Annotated in this window: 14 protein-coding genes, 1 other RNA gene and 1 pseudogene; 7 read left to right on the forward strand and 9 right to left on the reverse strand. The window is 67.9% G+C overall.

Going from position 1 to position 19,079, the window contains the following annotated elements:
- Positions 1 to 266: 266 nt before the first annotated feature.
- The 9 genes from ACWDUA_RS11695 to ACWDUA_RS11735 all read right to left on the reverse strand — a co-directional run bounded on the left by ACWDUA_RS11695 (position 267) and on the right by ACWDUA_RS11735 (position 9,855).
- Positions 267 to 1,238: an O-methyltransferase gene (locus ACWDUA_RS11695; protein WP_449751176.1), complete on the reverse strand. Its 972-nt coding sequence runs from the start codon at positions 1,236 to 1,238 to the stop codon at positions 267 to 269.
- Positions 1,239 to 1,285: 47 nt separating this feature from the next.
- Entirely contained in the window at positions 1,286 to 5,311 is a 4,026-nt protein-coding gene (locus tag ACWDUA_RS11700; protein ID WP_449751177.1) for an amino acid adenylation domain-containing protein, read from the reverse strand.
- 9 nt (positions 5,312 to 5,320) lie between these two features.
- Positions 5,321 to 6,085, reverse strand: coding sequence for an amino acid hydroxylase (locus ACWDUA_RS11705; protein ID WP_449751178.1), 765 nt, complete (start codon positions 6,083 to 6,085; stop codon positions 5,321 to 5,323).
- Positions 6,086 to 6,847: 762 nt separating this feature from the next.
- On the reverse strand, positions 6,848 to 7,045 hold the full coding sequence (locus ACWDUA_RS11710) for a CsbD family protein (RefSeq protein WP_449751179.1): 198 nt from the start codon (positions 7,043 to 7,045) through the stop codon (positions 6,848 to 6,850).
- 61 nt (positions 7,046 to 7,106) lie between these two features.
- The gene (locus ACWDUA_RS11715; protein ID WP_449751180.1) at positions 7,107 to 7,676 is read right to left on the reverse strand and encodes a hypothetical protein; all 570 of its coding nucleotides are present in this window, start codon (positions 7,674 to 7,676) and stop codon (positions 7,107 to 7,109) included.
- Positions 7,673 to 8,809 carry a DUF6286 domain-containing protein gene (locus ACWDUA_RS11720; RefSeq protein ID WP_449751181.1) on the reverse strand — a complete coding sequence of 379 codons (1,137 nt, stop codon included), beginning with the start codon at positions 8,807 to 8,809 and terminating at the stop codon, positions 7,673 to 7,675. Before ACWDUA_RS11720 ends, ACWDUA_RS11715 begins: the two co-directional genes overlap by 4 nt.
- A complete protein-coding gene (locus ACWDUA_RS11725) occupies positions 8,802 to 8,984 on the reverse strand; it encodes a hypothetical protein (RefSeq protein ID WP_053777040.1) in 183 nt (60 codons plus the stop codon). Before ACWDUA_RS11725 ends, ACWDUA_RS11720 begins: the two co-directional genes overlap by 8 nt.
- The gene (locus tag ACWDUA_RS11730) at positions 8,981 to 9,367 is read right to left on the reverse strand and encodes a hypothetical protein (protein WP_449751182.1); all 387 of its coding nucleotides are present in this window, start codon (positions 9,365 to 9,367) and stop codon (positions 8,981 to 8,983) included. Before ACWDUA_RS11730 ends, ACWDUA_RS11725 begins: the two co-directional genes overlap by 4 nt.
- The gene (locus ACWDUA_RS11735) at positions 9,367 to 9,855 is read right to left on the reverse strand and encodes an Asp23/Gls24 family envelope stress response protein (RefSeq protein WP_449751183.1); all 489 of its coding nucleotides are present in this window, start codon (positions 9,853 to 9,855) and stop codon (positions 9,367 to 9,369) included. The genes ACWDUA_RS11730 and ACWDUA_RS11735 overlap by 1 nt, the downstream gene beginning before the upstream one ends.
- A gap of 328 nt (positions 9,856 to 10,183) precedes the next feature.
- On the opposite strand from ACWDUA_RS11735, the pseudogene ACWDUA_RS11740 reads away from it, so the two are divergent.
- The 7 genes and pseudogenes from ACWDUA_RS11740 to ACWDUA_RS11770 form a co-directional block, all read left to right on the forward strand.
- Positions 10,184 to 10,765 (forward strand): annotated as a pseudogene (locus ACWDUA_RS11740) (RNA polymerase sigma factor); the annotation flags it as partial.
- A gap of 278 nt (positions 10,766 to 11,043) precedes the next feature.
- A complete protein-coding gene (locus tag ACWDUA_RS11745; protein WP_449751184.1) occupies positions 11,044 to 11,559 on the forward strand; it encodes a hypothetical protein in 516 nt (171 codons plus the stop codon).
- Between the two features lie 180 nt (positions 11,560 to 11,739).
- An RNA gene (ffs, locus tag ACWDUA_RS11750) (signal recognition particle sRNA small type) lies at positions 11,740 to 11,834 on the forward strand.
- 84 nt (positions 11,835 to 11,918) lie between these two features.
- Entirely contained in the window at positions 11,919 to 13,199 is a 1,281-nt protein-coding gene (locus ACWDUA_RS11755) for an aminotransferase class I/II-fold pyridoxal phosphate-dependent enzyme (protein WP_449751185.1), read from the forward strand.
- On the forward strand, positions 13,196 to 14,470 hold the full coding sequence (locus ACWDUA_RS11760; RefSeq protein WP_449751186.1) for a glycosyltransferase 87 family protein: 1,275 nt from the start codon (positions 13,196 to 13,198) through the stop codon (positions 14,468 to 14,470). Before ACWDUA_RS11755 ends, ACWDUA_RS11760 begins: the two co-directional genes overlap by 4 nt.
- Positions 14,471 to 14,608: 138 nt before the next feature.
- Positions 14,609 to 16,135: an acyl-CoA synthetase gene (locus ACWDUA_RS11765; protein ID WP_449751250.1), complete on the forward strand. Its 1,527-nt coding sequence runs from the start codon at positions 14,609 to 14,611 to the stop codon at positions 16,133 to 16,135.
- Positions 16,136 to 16,203: 68 nt separating this feature from the next.
- A complete protein-coding gene (locus ACWDUA_RS11770) occupies positions 16,204 to 18,786 on the forward strand; it encodes a DNA polymerase III subunit gamma and tau (RefSeq protein ID WP_449751187.1) in 2,583 nt (860 codons plus the stop codon).
- The last annotated feature ends 293 nt before the right edge of the window (positions 18,787 to 19,079 follow it).

Genomic DNA, 19,079 nt, shown 5'->3' on the forward strand with positions numbered 1-19,079 from the left:
GTGCAAGGGGTTTGGGGTGGTTGGTTTTCGGCTCGTGTACTACTTGATCAGCAAGTAGCGGTTGGTGGTTGAGCCGGTGAGGAGCGTAGCGACGAGGCGTGTCGAAACCTCGGACGGCCGAAGTCGGTAGGTGACCACCTCCGAGGCAGTCTTCAGAGATTTCGACACGGGTCCTCGCTACGCTCGGTCCCGGCTCAATCACCAAACGGGGTCCCGGCTCAATCACCAAACGGGGTCCCGGCTCAATCACCAAACGGGGTCCCGGCTCAATCATCAAGTGTGTTCGAGCTACCAACATGTGGTGGTTGTGTCGTCTGACCGAGGTAGGTCGATTCGAGGACCGTATCGGGAATGAGCTTCTGATATTCGGCGTGTGATCTGTGCGTGCGGGTTAGCCAGTCGTGTCCCTCGTGTTGCTGCATGAAGTTCCGGTACTCCGGTGCGCCCGGGTAGCCGACGTTGTCGGCGACGACCACAGATCCGGGATGCAGCCAACGATGCTGGAGGATTCGGTGGAGGTCGGGAAGGTATTCGCTCTTCTCGTGGTCGAGAAAGAGGAAGTCGAGGCAACCGGGGGAGAACCGGTGTTCCTCACGCAGGGCTTTGATGGTCTTGTCATCGTCGCCGAGTGTGCCGACGACCACGACGATCCGCTCACCGACGCCCGCGTGGTCCCAGATGCGGTGCGCAATATGCGCATTCGCGGCATTGAACTCGATCGAATACAGCCGGGCATCGGCAGGCATCGCCCGGGCGATACGGAGTGCGCTGTAGCCACAGTAGGTGCCGACCTCCAGGAGACGGTGTGGTCGTGCGGCGGCCACGGCGTCGTCGAGGAGCTGTCCCTTCTCGTCGCCGATGTTGATCAGGTACTTCTTGTGGTAGCAGAAGTCATCGATCACCCGGATGGCGTCGTCGACGTCGCCTGGGCGCGCGTGCGCGCAGACGTAGTCGGCGAGTGCTTTCTCGCGGCCGTCGCCGACCTGCCAGGTGGCCCCCATGTGGTTCAGTGCGAACACGAACCGAAGGAACGACCATCGAAGGAATACCACTGGCTTGCCGGCACATTCGTTGGCGCCGACGGCGAGGGCGAGCAGCGCGACGACGCCGAGCCCCATCCTTGCCGCGCGGGACCGGAGCCAACGAGGCCACCCTGGCAGAGTGCGCCGCACCACCATCAGCAGCGCCGCCGAGGCGCCCGCAACCGTGAACGCCGCGGCAGCGCTGGGGGACGCCACCCCCAGCCGCCCGGAGGGTGATCCGACGGGCTCTGCCGCGTTCGACATCAGTGCCGCCTCCGCAATTCCCCATCGAGGATCGGGCCGATGACCGCAAGGGCTTCGGGATTGGTCATCTGGGCATGACTCACGTCGACGTCGTGCTCGATGATGTGGCCGGAGAAGTGCGGTTGCCACATCTCGCCGGTGAGGCCGGCGGTGATACCGCGCCGTGCGGAGAAGTAGAGAAGATCGGCGTCGATGGGTGAGGGCCGGTAGGACGCCGACATCATCACGCACGCGACGTACGCTCGGTGCAGCCGTTCGAGTTGTGTCCTGGTCAGTCCCCGCCCGGGCCCACTGCTCTGTGCCAGCGCCGCCACGGCGCCGTCGACGGTGAGTGGTCGCGTGTCCGGGGTCTCCGACTCGTTGCCCTCCAGGTGCGTCACCAGATCACGCATCGTCGGGGGCTCGGGCGGCGGCGAAACACCCTCGGAGAAGGCAACACTGTCGAGCATCACGACCAGATCCACGGGGTGGCCGTCGGCGCGGAGTCCTTCTGCGAGAGCATGGGCGAGCTGCCCGCCGAGAGACCATCCCAGCAGATGGACGGGTCCCCGCGGCAGCACACGGGTCAGTTCACGCCGATACATCTCGACCAGCTCGTCCACGGTATGACCGAACTCCGATCCGGTTGCGATCGCCGGTGTCTGCACTCCATAGATCGGCCGGTTCCCGATGTACGGCAACAACCCGGTGTAGCACCACGCCAGGGGAACAGCGGAGTGAAGGCAGACGAGGGGCGTCCCGACGCCGGTCGCGCGCAGCGGCAGAATAGTCGCCAGGGCCAGATCGACCTCGCTCCCATGGTCGTCGGTGGCCCCTGCACCGTGGGACCCTGCGCCGAGATCCCCTGCGCCGAGATCCCCTGCGCCGAGATCCCCTGCGCCCCGGGCGTCTGCGGCGCGGCTCGCTGCAGTCGCGCGGTCGATGGCGGTCGACATGGTCTGCACCGTCGGGGTGAACAGCATGGACATCGTGACGTCCGCACCGGTCTCCTCCGACAACCGCCGGCACAGGTCGACGGCCAGAAGTGAGTTGCCGCCCAGCTCGAAGAAGTTGTCGTCCAACCCGACGTCGGACTGCCCGGTCACCTCGGAGATCGCCAGTGCCACCCTGCGTTCGACGGTCGTTCGTGGTTCGCGGAACTCCGGGCGCGCCACCGTCCGCGGATCCGGCAGTTTCGACCGGTCGGTCTTACCGCTGCTGGGGTTGATCGGTATCTCGGGAACGATCATCAACGCGTCCGGAATCATGGCCGCCGGCAGCACTTTCCGCAGTCTCGTGACCACGGCGCTCCGGTCGGTGGCGGTGTCGGCGGTGACGATGTAGCCGATCAGCCGGTCGCCGAGTGTCTCGGAGCTCCAGATACGCACGGCGGCTTGGACAACGGCGTCATCGTCGGCCAGTGCTCGCTCGACCTCGGCGGGTTCGATGCGCTGCCCGCGAAGCGAGATCTGGTTGTCACTGCGCCCGAGGTACTGGAGGGTGCCGTCGGGTCGCTCGCGCACCACGTCGCCGGTCCGATACATCCGGGTGCCCTCGGGGCCGTGAGGATTGGCGACAAATGACTGTGCGGTCACCGCGGGCTGTCGGAGATAGGCGCGCGCAGTGGCGTCGCCGGCAAGGTAGAGCTCCCCGCGTGCTCCGCGCGGCACCGGCCGTAGGCGGGTGTCCAGGACGCAGAGCTGCACGCCCGGCAGCGGCCGCCCGATGCTGACCGCCGACCCCGGCACCATCCGATCGGTCTGCGTCACCACGACGGTGGCCTCGGTGGGGCCGTAGGAATTGAACATGGCCACCCGGGCGGCCCAATGGTCGGCGAGCGACGGTGGGCAGGCATCCCCGCCGACCGCCACGGTCTGCAGCGAGGTCAGCCGATCCCGGTCGAGCGTTGCCAGGATGGCCGGGGTGAGCATCAGATGTGTGATCGCATGGTCGGTGATCACCCGCGCGAGGCGCTCGCCTGCCACGACCTCGGGCTCGGGTATCACCAGCGTCCCCCCGGAGGCGAATGCGGACAGGTACTCCAGCATCGATGCGTCGCAGTAGGGGGAATGGGTCTGCGGGACCACCGACGTCGGATCGATGCGGTACCGGGCGATCAGGTCGTCGCCGAGCGCCGCCAGGCCCTCATGGGTGGTCAGGACGCCCTTGGGTTGCCCGGTGGAACCCGAGGTGTAGATCAGGTAGGCCGGATGAGCGGCCCGCAGCGGCCGTATCCGGTCCGCGTCGGTCACCGTGGTCACCGGATGGGTCAAGGCGGCCGAGGTGAACTCGTCGTCGTCGAGGACCAGCCAGTCGGCCACCCCGGTGCCGTCCAGCGCGGAACGCCAGCGCTGGTGCGTGACACCCATGGTGGCTTGTGAATTGGCGAACAGGCCCTGCAGCCGGGCGGGTGGCCCACTCGGGTCCACCGGGAAGAACACCGCGCCCGTTCGGGCCACGGCCCACAGGGCCATGACCGATTCGACCGACCGGGGCAGGGCCACCGCGACGACCACCTCGGGACCGGCTCCGCGGGCGATCAGTTCGCGCGCCCACTGTGCAGTCCGTTGGTCGAGTTCGCGGTAGGTCAGCGAACGTCCCTGCGCTCGCACCGCGATCCGCGCGCCGGAACCGACTCCGGCCGCGAGGAGATCGGGCAGCAACCGCCCGCTGCGGAGCGGCTGGGCCGCGGCGATGCTTCGGGTGGCCGTGACGGCGTCCAGCACACGCTGCTCGCCGGATGCCTGCAGGAACCGGGACAGACAGTCGAGGAACTGGCGGTGGTACTGGCGTAGTTCCTCGGCGCCGTACCGTCCCGGATTGGCAAAGAAGTCGATGTTCAGGGGGCCGTCGCCGAATCGGTAGCAGTTGATCGTCAGGTCGTCGACCGGGCCGGCCGAGAGCAGATGGGCCCGACCACGGGCGGCACCGAAACCGATGTGCTCCGGGAAGGTGAGAACGTTGATCAGCGGGCCATACCCGTTGCGGCCGGCGACTCCCACTCCTTGGTCGCGGAGCAGGTCCTCGTGGCGGTACAACTGGTGGCGCAGAGCCCCGACCAGGGTGGCACGCGTCCGGCGCACGATGTCGTCGATCGACGACTCGGCAACTCCGCGTACTCGTACCGGCACCACGTTCGACACCATTCCGGCAGATCGACGCAGCGCGTGCGTGATCCTCCCGGCGACCGGCAGCGACACCGTGACGTCGCCGTCGCCGGTCATCTGTGCCAGGAATGCCGCCAGTGCCGCCACCAGGACCTCGGCTATCCCGGCGCCGCTGCGTCGGCCCACGGCCTCGATCCGGGACACCGCAGGTGCATCGAGAGTTGTCTGTACGACATGCGGATTCGAGGAGGGGGCGGTGTGGCGCTCCCCGAGGCTGGTGACATGGGTCAGGTCGGCGAGGTGTTCTCGCCAGTACTCGCGATCGCCGGCGAATCGTGGTGAGGACCGATAGCGCCGCTCGGCAGCGACGATGTCGGCCACGGACAGCGCGCCCGACGGTGCCGCAGGGCGCCCTTCGGCCGCCGCCGAATACAGCTCGGCACCTCGCGCCAGCAGTCGGCCGGCACCGTAGCCGTCGACCGCGATGTGATGAGCGCGTCCGTAGCACCGGTATCGGTCGGGCCCGAGGACGAACAGCACCACCTTGCTGACATCGCCGCCGGTGAGATCGATGATCCGGTTGGTGTCCTCGAGCATCCACCGGTGTGCGACGCGGTCGGGGTCGGGGTGTCCGGTGAGGTCGATTCGGTCGAACGCGGTCTCGATGCCGTGGTCGACGAACTGCAGCGGTCGACCATCGACGACGGTGAATCGCACGTGCGGTGACTCGAGTTCGTGTCCGGCCCGGCGGGTGCACTGCTCGAGCAGGCCCAGGTCGACCGGGCCGCGGAGATCGAAGTACTGCGAGATGGCGAAGGGCACCGTCGGATGAACCTGCTGGGCCAGCCACAGTTCGGACTGGGCTGCTGACAACTCGACGAGTCCCGGGTCGGTGACGGTTCGGTCATCACGCCATACGGCGGTCGGGCTGTGGGGCACCGTGATTCCTCAGTTCTCGCCGCTGGTCGTGACGAGGAACCGTCGGACCACGTCGAGCATGTGGTCGACCGAGTCGGCGACGAAGAGCACCGGTTGACACCGGCCGTCGTCGACGTCGCACTCGATCACGTCACCCACTCGGAAAGACCGCAGGTCGGCGTCGGCGAGCGAGTTCATCTCGCCCACCGAGGACAGGATCGCCGCACCGGTCGCCCGTGGCCGTCCCTTCTCGGCGACCAGGCCCACCTCCATGGTGAACCAGAACACTCGTGCGATCGCCGTGCACGCCTCGGCCGAGTCGGCGTGGTTGATCGCGCGACCGAACAGGCGGTAGAGGTCTGCGAACTCCGGGTCGCCGAGCATCACCGCGTGCCCGACCAGTTCATGGATGACATCGGGGTCAGGTGAGAAGGACTCCTCGGCCGTCGGACGCACATTCGGGGTCGCGTGCAGTGTGCCGTCGGCCAGTGGCCCGTAGAACTGGCGTCCCGGCAGGGAACCTGTTGCGGGCGCCAACTGGAAACCTGTCAGCGCGTGTAGCGTGCGTGAGACGTCCGCCAACTGCGGTACCCGGTGCGTCGGCAGTGGCACGCGCCGGGCCGCCGACAGGTAGCTCGCACAGCCGAACTCCTCGTGCATCCCGTCGAGTGTGCTGAACACCCGTGACCACAGCGCGTCCTCCTCTCGTGTGTAGGTGAACGCCGGTACGGGTAGTCCGCGCCGGTGCGCGCGTGAAGCGCGCTCCCGGGCGGCTCGGATGTCGAGGTCGGCCATTGCGATTGCGAACTCCTTTCCGCCGAGTCGGTGAGGACCGGCAGAGTCGGTGTCGTGGACCGTTCCGGGTCTCCCGGTCTCGCCAGTCGGCGAGTGGGGCGCCTGGGGCAACGTCGTCGGATGGGCAGTGCCTGTTGGCACAGTGCTTTCTTGGCATAGTGCTTTGTCGGCATAGTGCTTGTCGGCATGGAGCTTGTCGGGGCAGCGCTCTCGTCGGGGACCAAAGCTCTTGTCGGGGACCAGACCTTTTGATGACTGTCCGGAAGTGCTCGCCGGTCCGTGGTCCAGCGTACGACGCAGATTTGTCGGCGCAGATTTGTCGGCGAGGATCACCGCGGTTCCGCCGAGGGTGGACCAGGAGATTGTATCGGGCCGGGCTCACCTCCGATCCTCCGTCCAGTGGTATCGGTACCTGCCAAGGTACTACAAGTTCGTTCGGTGTCGAATCTGTTGGCGCACAACGCCGTTATGACCGTTTTGGCCTGATTGGGCGACGTGGGGCCGCTGAGGTGTGATCGCCGGGTCGGAGCATTCGCCGGCCGTATGCGCATCAGGCGCACGCAGCGCCGCCGGCGGCGGAGTCTCCGCCGATCCGAATATGTTGGGGAAGAGACGATCTCCGTGACGTCGAGGGGGACGTCGGGCGCGGGCGGGTGCGGCCCCTCACGACGGCGGCGGGGTTGCCGTCGCCGGACGAGTCGAGCTCGGCGCGCTGTGCGTGCGCGCCGAGCTCGATTGTCGCGGGGTGGGATTCCCTTGCCGTCAGTCTCCGGTCAGCTTGTCCTTGACCTTGCCGGCGGCGTCCTTGACGTCCTCGACGCCCTTCTTGACCGCCGACGAGACCTGGTCGGCCTTGCCTTCGTTCTTCAGATCCTCGTCACCGGTCAGTTCGCCGCCGGCCTCCTTGGCCTTGCCCTTGGCGTCCTCGACCTTGTTCGAGATCTTGTCATCGAGTCCCATGATGTTCCCTCTCTATTCTCTTCCCCCACGGATTCGCAGGTGGTCTCCGATATCTGTCGGGTCATCGTTTCGTCTGTGTGGTGGTCGGCTGCTCGAGATGCACCAGGGCCTGAATTCCGATGTCGGTGCCCTCGACGGCCCGTCGGACGTTGCGCAACGCCGGGGCCAGCGCCGCGGCGACCTCGTCGTAGGAGTGTCCCGGCGTCGCGGTGACCTCGATCCGGATGAGGCGACGACCGCGGTCGTCGACGGCTGTGGCGGAGGCCTCGCCGAACATCGGTTTCGCCGAGAGTGATTCGGTGATGGATGCGGCGATCAGCTTGGGCGGCAAGGTGATCTGTCCGGGGGTGGGCGAGGGGATGGTCACCGCGTCGGCCTTCCCGGGCCGCCACACGGTGGCGATCAGCAGAGTGCCCCAGACGAGGCCGACGACGACCAGGCCCAGGAGGACCGCCCACCACCAGGATGCGTCGATCGCCGTGGTCGCCCAGGAGGCATCCAGCCGGTCCTCCCAATCGGTGACCGGGGCGATACCTGTTTCGTGTGCGATCGCGCCGAGACCCACCACCAGGCACAGCAACCCGATCACTGCGGTGGTGAAACGATGCAGCGCAACGGGTCCCCGATTCATGTGCCCTCACCTCCAGACTGCTCCGGGTGGACGGATCTGGTGCGGACCCTGACGCGGGGCGAGCGCCGGACCGCCGACACCGCATCGCGGGCCGTGGTCTCGAGGGCTTTCCGGTCCACAGGCATTTCGGTCGTCACCGATGTCGTCACACGGCGTCGGTGCACCACCGTACTCGCATGTGCCACACCGGGCACAGACCGCATCACGGTACTGACGCGACGGGCGAGATCGCCACGGCGAGTCCACATCACCTCGTGGTCGGCGAGTCGGACGTGGGTCTTGTGCCGTGGTTTCACCGCCAGCCAGAGCAACCACGTGCCGACGATCACCAATGCGACGGCGACCGCCCACATCCACGTCTGCCAGGTACTCGATGCCACCCAGCGCGCGGCGTTCTCGGTCCACGGTGTGCCGTCGACCCAGCCGAACCGCACGATGTGGTCGCGGATGCCGATCGCCGCGAGCCCGAGCAGGAGCAGCCCGATCACCGCACCGGCGATCGCCGCCCCCGGAAATGCCGCCGGTGCAGTGTTCTTCCGCCTGGTGGTGTCGATCGTGGCGGCGATGATGTCGTCACGGCCGGGCGTCTCGGTGGACCCGGTGTCGGTGCCGGCGCCGGGGGTCGGCGGGAGAACGGCGAAACCCTTCCGCGCGGTGCCCTCGCGGGAGACGATCCGGCCGACACCGATATCGACCCGTGACGGCCGAATCCCGGTGAGCCGCTCCAATTCCTGCTCGACGTTGGCGGCGGCGTCGCGACACACCCGGGTCACCGCGCACGGCCAGGTGACCGCCACGGTGACCTCGATCGCCGGAGCTGATCCGGATGCGTCCACGCGGGCGCTCGGGTAGGTGCCGCCCAGCGCGGTGACGCCACCCAGCAGGGCTCCGGCGCGGCCGGTGCTCTCCGTCATGCCGTCGATGTCGAGGACTGCCCGACAGGCGATCTGCTCGAGGACGCGATCGCGGATGATCAGCTCGCCACGATTCCCGTCGCGGTGTCGGGCGATGTCACCGTGCCGGTCGATCCCCCGATGCGGGTCGATGGCACCGTGCTCGCCGACGCCGCCGGGCGGCGGTGGAACCGGGCCCGGCGGAGGGGACGGAGCCGCGTCGGCCACGACCTCAGCCACGGTTACGGCTCCGCAGCAGTGCGCCGAGGTCGATCGCACCGTCGCGGTGCAGGCCGATGACCAGACCGATCCCGCCGAGCACCACGCCCAGCAGCAGTCCGGTGAAACCACCGGTGGTGATGACCAAGGTCAGCAGGAGTCCGACGAGCAGCCCGGTCTTGGCATTGTCACTCATTGTGGATCAACCTCTTTCACGTCCGGCGGGGTCGCGGTGTCTGCCGTGCCGGAGCTGGCAGGGTCGGGGTCCGCCGGGTCGGGTTCTGTCGTTTCCGGGGTCGGCGTGCTGACGTCCTCGACGAACACGGCCACCGGCCCTCCGGTGATCTGGCGCGCGGTGGTCACCACCCGGGCGGCCACCGCCCGCAGATCGCAGGCCAGGTCGAGGACCACGTGCACCTCGGTGCGATCGTCGTCGACCTGCACGCCGGTCACCCGGCCGCCGGGCAGATAGGTGGCGATCTCCCCGAACAGACCGCCGTGCAGATCGGTGACGCCGTCGACCGCCAGCACGGAGTCGGCGATCTGTTCGGCGACCGACTTCCCGGTGCCGGTGGGCATCACTGCACCCGCGGTGAGTCCGGGGTGTCGGTGTCGTCGTCGGCGAAGTGGACGTCGTGGACGGTCACGTTGACCTCGGTGACCTCCAGGCCGGTCATCGACTCGATCGCATCGATGACGTGGCTGCGGATCGCGGCCGCGAGACGATGGATGGCCACGCCGTATTCGGCGACGATGGACACGTCCACGGCGGCCTGGCGCTCACCGACCTCGACGTTGATGCCCTGGGTGGTGTTGACGGTGGTGCCGGGTAGCACGTCGCGGACCTTTCCGACGACCCGCTCGGTGGCGCCGCCCAGGTCATGCACGCCGTCGATCTCGCGGGCGGCGATCCCGGCGATCTTGGCGACCACGGTATCGGCGATGGACGTCGATCCGCGCTCGCCGGAGGTGTGACTCAGCGCCAGGTCCTTACCCGGGGAACTCGTGCCGGTGCTCGTCCGGCTGATGGTGGACTCGGCGGACTGGGGATCGGTCGTGGTGCTCATCAAGACTCCTGTGTCGTCGTTCCGGATCGCGTCCCGGGCGTGTGCTGCTGTCGGATGTTCCTGTCCCGGTGTGTGTTGCGGGCTCCCGCAGCGCGCACGGTGCGGCGCGACGTATCGGTGTCCGGTGTGGATCCTCGTCGACCGAGGCTGCCGCCGGATCGCCGATCGTGCGACCGCCGTGATCGCATTCACCGCACCGGCGGTGGACTACGCCGGTATAGGGTTGGTCGTACGCGAACCGAAATGTGCACGCACGAAGAATGGTGATCTACATCACAGTCGTTGCGACTTCGGCAGGGGGAACGTGGACGTCGAACATCACGCGCAGATGCTGGTGCCGGCCGAGCTGGATGCCGATGAACTGGCCGCAGCGGCGGCGGTGGGGGACACCGAGGCGTTCACCGAGCTGATCGGGCGGGTCTCGCCGTCGTTGCTGCGCTACCTCCACCGGTTGGTGGACAACCCGCAGACCGCCGAGGATCTCGCCCAGGATGTACTCCTTGCTGCGTGGAGAGGGTTGCCGGACTTCGGTTTTCGCAGCACGTTCAAGACGTGGATGTTCTCGATCGCCTACCGCAAGGCCGTCGACCACCTGCGACGACGCCGCGAGATACCCACCGAATCCGAACGATTCGTCGATCTGGCGGCCGGTACTCCGTTACCGTCGGATCAGGCTCTGCACGAGGCGCTCGTCGACGCGCTGGGTGCGGAACTGGCCACCTTGCCCTGGACGTCGCGGTCGGTGTGGTGGTTGCGTGAGGTCGAGGGGCTGTCTCTCGCCGAGATCGCACAGGTCCTGCAGATAACGGTCGGATCGGTGCGAGGGCATCTGCAGCGCACCCGGAAATACCTCGCGGCGCGACTGGCGCCGTGGCGGCCGACCGTCGACGAACCGGCTGCGGAACAAGACGTTTCAGGACACGTGGGTTCGAGCCAAGTGGGATCAGGGCACGGGGGTTCGGGGCACGGGGGTTCGGGGGGTACGGGGGAGACCGGTCCGGAGACCCGAGCCGGCGGCAACCGGCAGGGCCCACAGGAACGGGGCCCACAGGAACGGGGCCCACACGAGCAGGGTCCACCAGGGCAGGGTCCACCAGGGCAGGGTCCACCAGGGCAGGGTCCACACGGGCAGGGCGTGGGTCGCAGGGGTGGCGGTGCGGGGGACACGGACGAGAAAGGGGTCCGGTGATGGATCAACGAGACATCGTGGGTGACATCGGCCAGTTCCGCCCAAACCCCGAGCACACAGACCCCGACCGCACCGACGCCTGGCTCGTCGATGCGGGTCGCGAACTCGGCAACCTGAGCGGTGATGCGAGTCGGCTGGTGGCAGCGATCACGTCGAACCTGACAACGGTGCTCCGGCCCGGCCGTCCACTCGAGACCGACACTCCCGGCGTCCACATCTCCGACCGCGTGCTCAAGCAGATCCTGGCGGTCGGGATCCGCCGGGCGCTGGGCCGGCTGGTCGTGTTCGTGTCCGTCGACGGTGACGACGATGCCGTGGACCGGCTGCGCATCGGACTCATCGCGCGTTACGGCGACATCCTCCCCGACAGGTCCGACGACGTCCGCGAGGTCGCGCGCACCGTGCTGACCGACCTGCTCGGTCCGGAGCATGCCCGTTCGGCGTCCGCGCGGATCGATGTGCGCTGGCAAGACCTCGAGACACGCGACTGGTGGGAGAGCTCGGCGACCGAATGAGAGGTGGTCGGCGGCGTCGTCCCCGTACCGCCGAGGATCCCGGCTCGGTACCGCAGACCCCATGAGTCGGGTGGCCGGAAGCCGCATCGTGCGCCACATGCGCCGACGCCACGTTTCCCCGTCCGACGCGGCGTTCGGCAGCCGGTTTCGGTTCCGTGTGGAGTGCCCGCTACACTTGTCCACGGATCCCGCGCGGCGTGCATCCTGTGAACTCCCCCAGGGCCGGAAGGCAGCAAGGGTCAACGGGCTCTCTCGGGTGCGCGGGGTCCCCTATGTTCAAACCCCCGGTTTCATCAAATTGCTGTGATGCCGCGCGGGGTGGGCGACCATCCCGTTCCGGCTCGGCGAGAGGTCACGCGTTGAATTATCACTCGAAGAGTGCCGACCAACTCCGCGCCACCCAGGATGAACTCCGAAAGCTCTACGAGCAGCTTCAGGCGGCCGGGCTGAAACTCGACCTCACCCGCGGCAAGCCGTCCCCCGAGCAGCTCGATCTGTCCAACGCGCTCCTGTCGTTGCCCGGTGAGGCCGACTTCCGGGCCGCCGACGGCACCGACACCCGTAATTACGGCGGGGTCAAGGGTCTCCCCGAACTCCGTGACATCTTCGGTGAGCTGCTGGCCGTCGACCCGGCCGTCCTGATCGCCTTCGGCAACTCCAGCCTCGAGCTGATGCATCACCTGACGACGTTCGCGATCATCAAGGGCACCGCCGACTCCGCGCAGCCGTGGGGTGCCGGCCCGGTGAAGTTCCTGTGCCCGGCCCCCGGCTACGACCGTCACTTCGCGATCACCGAGCACTACGGCATCGAGATGATCCCGGTGCCGATGAACCCCGACGGCCCCGATGTCGCGGCATGTGCGGCCCTGACCGCCGCCGACCCGTCGATCAAGGGCATGTGGGCCGTGCCCACCTACTCCAATCCCACCGGCGTGACCTTCAGTGCCGAGGTCACGCGTGGGCTGCTGTCGATGCCCGCCGCCGACGACTTCCGTATCTACTGGGACAACGCGTACGCGGTGCACACCCTGGTCGACGCGGCGCCCATCCCGCTGCCGGTGCTCGAGATGGCCGCCGAGGCGGGCAACCCCAACCGGGTGTACGTGCTCGGCTCGACGTCGAAGATCACCTTCGCCGGAGCCGGGGTGGCATTCCTCGGGTCGTCGAAGGCCAACATGGACTGGTTCTGCGAGAACATCTCGTTCACGACCATCGGCCCCGACAAGGTCAACCAGCTCCGGCATGCCAGGTTCTTCGGCAGCGCCGAGGGCGTCCGTGAGCACATGGCCCGCCATCGCGCGATCATCGCACCCAAGTTCAAACTGGTCCTCGACATCCTCGACAAGCGGCTCTCGGAGTCCAAGGTGGCGTCGTGGTCGGAACCGGAGGGCGGCTACTTCATCAGCCTCGACGTGCCCGACGGCGCCGCCAAGCGCACCATCGCGCTCGCCGAGGAAGCCGGGATCGCCCTCACCGCGGCCGGTTCGGCGTTCCCGTACCGCAACGACCCGCACGACCGGAACATCCGGCTGGCGCCGACCCTCCCCAGCACCACCGACCTCGAGGTCGCGATGGACGGGGTGGCCACCTGCGTGCTGCTCGCCGCCACCGAGACCCTGCTCGCCCACCACGATTCGTGACGTCGCGGGTCCCGCGCGGCAGGCAGATCCTGGCGTGTGTGGCCGCGCTGGCGTTGGCCGGCCTGGCGGTGTGGTTGCAGCATGCGATCCTGCCGTTCTCGACGCCGTTCTGGGGTCTGTTCGACTACCAACTCGACCTCGACGTGTATCGCGGTGGGGCGCAGACGGTCTGGGACGGCGGTAGCCTCTACGACGCCAAACTGCTGGGGCAGATGGACTACACCTATGCCCCCATCTCGGTGCTGGTGTTGATGCCGTTCGCGTTCATGTCCTTCGAGGTAGCGAGGATCGTGTGGAGCGTCGGTATCTTCGTGGCGCTGTATCTGGTGATCATGGTGTCGTTCCGGTCGCTGGGTCGGCCGGCCACATGGCCATTGCGTTGTCTGGCAATCGCTCTCGTGGCGGTGGCGTTGTTGTTGGAGCCGGTGCGGACCACCGTCTGGTACGGACAGATCAATGTCTTCCTGCTGTTGCTGATCCTGGCCGATCTGCTGCGCGGTGACGACGCACGGCTCAAGGGTGTCGGCGTGGGCATCGCCGCCGGGATCAAGCTGACCCCGCTGATCTTCGTCCTGTACTTCGCAATGCTGCGCCGCGGGCGCGCCCTGGCGGGGGTGATCGCCGGGTTCGTGGCGACCGTCGTCGTCGGCGCGGTGTTCCTGCCGCGGGAGTCGCTGGACTACTGGACCGGCAAGCTCTTCGATTCCGATCGGGTCGGGGCGCCCCAGACCCTCGGCAACCAGTCGCTGCGCGGGATGATCGCGAATCTGGTACACACCGACGAGCCCAACACTCTCGCCTGGCTGACCCTGGTCGCGATCGCGATGGTGCTGGGGATGTGGGCGGCGGTCCGCGCTCATCAGGCAGGTCACGAGTTGCTCGCGGTGAGCATCGTCGGGATGCTCTCGTGCGCGGTCTCGCCGATGTCGTGGGGTCATCACTGGGTGTGGTTCGTGCCGATCATGGTGATCTGCGTGGACCTGGTCCTGCGTACCGAATTGGGTGTGGTGCGGCGTGCCCTGGCCGGTGTCGGGCTCGCCCTGCTGATCCTGACCGCGTTCTCCTGGCGCACGCATTTCGCCTACCCGATGTGGTTCGTCAACCGCACCGTCCCGGATGCCTACTTCATGGGGTTGTTCTTCAAGAAGGGGCCGCTGTGGACGGAGTGGTTCCTGGTGTTCCCGTACAACGGGATCTTCCTCGGGACGTGCATCGCGACGCTGGTGGTGCTGGCCCGGGCACGCCGTCCCGAACCCGCGGCACTGGGTTAGGGCTGATTCACCGAAATCGGACACGGGGGAGTGGTGTGCGTTCTACAGTGACGCCGACCACATCTGATGGCGCCGCGATCGGCGCCGCGCACGATCCCCGGAGGATTCACCGTGAGCCGCATCGACACCCCTCAGACCATGGACCTCGGATCGTGGATCGCGCGTCGCGCGGCGATCGGTCCGCACCGGCAGGCGCTCACCTTCGACGGTGCCACGCTTACCTTCGGGGAGTTCGCCGACCGCATCGACAGGCTCGCCGCGGACCTGGTCGCCGGTGGTGTGGCGCCGGGCGACCGGGTGGCCTACCTCGGCCCCAACCACCCCATGTTCCTGACCGCGCTGTTCGCCTCGGCGCGCGCCGGGGCGACGTTCGTCCCGTTGAACTTCCGGCTCACCGGCAGTGAGCTCGCCTACATCCTCAACGACTGTGGCGCCCACACCCTGATCGCCGACGCCGCGTTGACCGGGACCGTCGACGCCGTCGCCGGTGAGCTGTCGGTGACCCGGAGGATCGCGGTGACCACGGCCGACGGATGGGAGTCGGCCGAGGAGGTCATCCACGGCAGCGCGCCGATCGCCGAGCCCGCCCACCCCGCGGCCGACGAACTGGCCGTCATCATGTACACCTCGGGCACCACCGGCCGCCCCAAGGGCGCCATGCTCACCCATGGAAACCTGTTCTGGAACAACGTGAATGCGTTGCTGTGCCTGGACGTGGAGTGCGGTGACATCACCTACTGCGCGGCGCCGCTGTTCCACATCGGTGGCCTCAACGTCACCACCCTGTTGACCCTGCAGAAGGGCGGACATGTGGTGCTGTCGCCTGCCTTCGACCCCGTGGGTGCCCTGGCTGACATCGAAAACCACCGCGTCACAACGATGTTCGGTGTCCCGGCGATGTACTTGTTCATGAGTCAGGTGCCGCAGTTCGAGACCGCCGATCTCTCGAGCCTGCGCTACCTGGTGTGTGGTGGTGCGCCCGTCCCCGAGCCGCTGATGCACCGCTACGCCGAGCGCGGCCTGGCCTTCGCCCAGGGTTACGGCCTCACCGAGACCGCGCCGCTCGCGCTCGTGATGGGCCTCGACGAGTCGGCCGCCAAGATCGGCGCGGCCGGCAACAAAGTACTGCCGTTGTCGGATGTGCGGCTGGTGGACGCCACCAATACGGTTGTGCCGAAGGGGAGTCCGGGCGAGATCTGTGTGCGCGGACCGCAGGTGATGGTCGGTTACTGGCAGAATCCGGGTGCCACCGCCGCGGTGATCGACGACGGGGGCTGGTTCCACACCGGCGACGTCGGACGTGAGGACGACGACGGCTACATCTACGTCGTCGATCGCGTCAAGGACATGGTGATCAGCGGCGGTGAGAACGTGTACCCGGCCGAGGTCGAGAGCGTGCTCTACAGCCATCCGGCGGTCGCCGAGATCGCGATCATCGGCCTGCCCGACGCCAGGTGGGGTGAGGCCGTCACCGCCGTCATCGCCACCGCGGCCGGGCAGACCGTCACACTCGAGGAACTGCGCGAGTTCGCGGCCGATCAACTGGCCCGCTACAAGCTGCCGCTGCGCCTGGAATTCGTCGCCGCCCTGCCCCGCAATCCGTCGGGGAAGGTGCTCAAGTACCAGCTGCGAGAGCAGTACACCGCGGTGGTCCCGTCGGCGTGAGTGTGCCGGGATCGGCGGGCTGTGGACCGGACGGGTCGGCTGTCGGCGGTCGCCGGTAGTCTCGACGCGTGGCACTGTATCGCACCTACCGTCCGTCGACGTTTGCCGAGGTCGTAGGTCAGGAGCACGTCACCGATCCGCTCGGCCACGCACTCGACTCCGGACGGATCAACCACGCGTACCTGTTCTCGGGCCCGCGCGGTTGCGGCAAGACGTCGTCGGCGCGCATCCTGGCCCGCTCCCTGAACTGTGTCGAGGGACCCACCTCCACGCCGTGCGGTGTGTGCTCGTCATGCGTGGCCCTCGCGCCGGGTGGCCCGGGCAACCTCGATGTGATCGAACTCGACGCGGCCAGCCACGGCGGCGTCGACGACACCCGTGAGCTCCGCGACCGCGCCTTCTATGCGCCGTCGGAGTCGCGGTATCGCGTCTTCATCGTCGACGAGGCGCACATGGTGACCAACGCCGGCTTCAACGCCTTGCTAAAGATCGTCGAGGAGCCGCCGGAGCATCTGATCTTCGTCTTCGCGACCACCGAGCCGGAGAAGGTGCTGCCGACCATCCGTTCGCGGACGCACCACTACCCGTTCCGGTTGCTCGCCCCGCCGGTGATGCGCGGCCTGCTCGAGAACATCTGCGCGAAGGAAGGGGTGCGCGTCGCCGACGACGTGTATCCGCTGGTGATCCGTGCGGGCGGTGGTTCGCCGCGTGACTCGCTGTCGATCCTCGACCAGTTGCTCGCCGGTGCCGGCGAGCAGGGTGTCACCTACGACCGTGCCCTCGCCCTGCTGGGTGTCACCGACATCGCGCTGATCGACGACGCCGTGGACGCGCTGGCGGTGGCCGACGGCGCGGCACTGTTCGGTGTGGTGGAGAAGGTGGTCGACGCCGGACACGATCCGCGTCGCTTCGCCGTCGACCTGCTCGAACGACTCCGTGATCTGATTCTGCTGCAAGCAGTTCCGGATGCGGCCGATCGCGGTCTGGTGGAGGCGCCGGGGGATCAGCTGGCCCGGATGCAGGGGCAGATCGAACGACTCGGTCCCGGTGGTCTGACCCGCTTCGCCGAGATCGTGCACGCCGCACTCGGTGAGATGCGGGGCACCACCTCACCGCGCTTGCTGCTGGAGGTGATGTGCGCGCGCATGCTGCTGCCCACCACCTCCACCGACGAGGCCGCCGTGCTGCAACGACTCGAACAGCTCGAGTCCGGGGTGGGGACGGTCGGGCGGGCATCGTCGGGTGCGGCGGTGACCCTGCCTGCGGGTGGAGCGGCATCGTCGGCCCCGGTTGCTCCGGTGTCGGCGCCGGTGGGGGATGAGCCCCCGCCCAAGTACGTGCGTCCCTCCCAGCGCAAGGCGGTCGAGGACGCGGACGCCCAGCGCAAGGCCGCCGACAACGTCGAATCCGACAACGTCGAGTCCGACCGGGGCGAGTCCGACCAGGTGGAGTCGGAACGTCATGCGGCGGAACGCGAGGCGGCGCAAGCCCAGCGCATCGAGGCCGAGCGTGTGGAAGCCCAGCGTCTCGACGCAGAGCGGGCGGAGAACGAGCGTCTGGCCGCCGAACGGGCCGCTGCCGACCAAGCCGAAGCCGATCGGGTTGCGGCCGAGCGCGCCCAAGCCGAGCGCGCCCAAGCCGAGCGCGCAGAGGCTGATCGTGCCGAGGCCGATCGTGTGTCTGCGGAACGTGCGGAGGCTGACCGTGTGGCCGCGGAACGTCAGGAGGCCGAGCGGGCGGAGGCGGAGCGCCGGGAGGCCGAGCGTGCCGAGGCCGAGCGAAAAGCCCTCGCAGAGAAGGAAGCCGCCGACAAGGCTGCGGCGGAGAAGGTCGCTGCCGACAAAGCTGCTGCCGAGAAGGCTGCTGCCGAGAAGGAGGCCACGGCAACGGCTGCTGCCACCGACGAGGTTGCGCCAGAGCTGATGTCCGTTGTTTTCGACGAGGACATCCCGCTCCCCGAGGAGCCTTTCGACGAGTACGAGGCACCGCCGGACGAGCCGGGCCTGCGTTCCGCACCCCGCAAGGGTGAACCGGAGCCGGAGGCAGAACCCGACCCCGAGCCGGAGGTCGGGGCCGGACCCGACCTGGACTCCGTGCAGAAGCGGTTCCAGGAGTTGCGATCCGCGGTTCGTGAGCGGTCGAAGAGTCTCGAACCGATGCTGTCGGCTGCGGTGGTCAGCGACCTGCAAGACGGCGTCGTCGTGCTCGCACATCCGGTGGAGGTGCTCGTCGGCCGGCTGTCGGCGCCGCACGCGGTCACCATCCTGCGTGAGGCATTGCTGGACGTGTTCGGTACCGAACTGGACGTGCGCACCGTCCACCAGTCGGCGGCCGCGGTGGCCTCTGCGGCTTCGGCACCGGCGGCCAAGCGTTCGGCACCCAAGAAGCAGACCTTCTCGCGGCCGAGCCGATCACAGCCGAAACCGGAGGGTGGTGTCGGCGAACCATCTGCTCCCGCACCGGCTCCCGAGCCGGAGCCCGAACCGGAACCGGAGCCCGAGCCGCCCCGCGCCGACGAGGACATTCCCGAGGACGAACGCGCCGAGATGGTCGCCGACGCCCACAATGCGACCCCCGACGCCCGCATCGACCCGGACAAGATGGCCTTGGAACTGCTGCAGACCGAACTCGGAGCCCGGCCGCTGGAGTGAGTGCCGCGGCGGCATCGACGCGGTTCCTGCTCAATCATCAAGCGGCTGTTGATGGTTGATTCGATGAAGAGCGGAGGGTGGTCACCGTCCGAGGTGGGCTGCGGGGATTTCGACTCGGGTCCTCGCGTTGCTCGGTCCCGGCTCAATCATCAAGGGGTAGTTGGTGGTTGAGCCGATGAGGAGCGGGAGGTGGTCGCCGTCCGAGGTGGGCTGCGGGGATTTCGACTCGGGTCCTCGCGTTGCTCGGTCCCGGCTCAATCATCAAGGGGTAGTTGGTGGTTGAGCCGATGAGG

The organism is Gordonia sp. NPDC003376 (genome assembly GCF_053589235.1).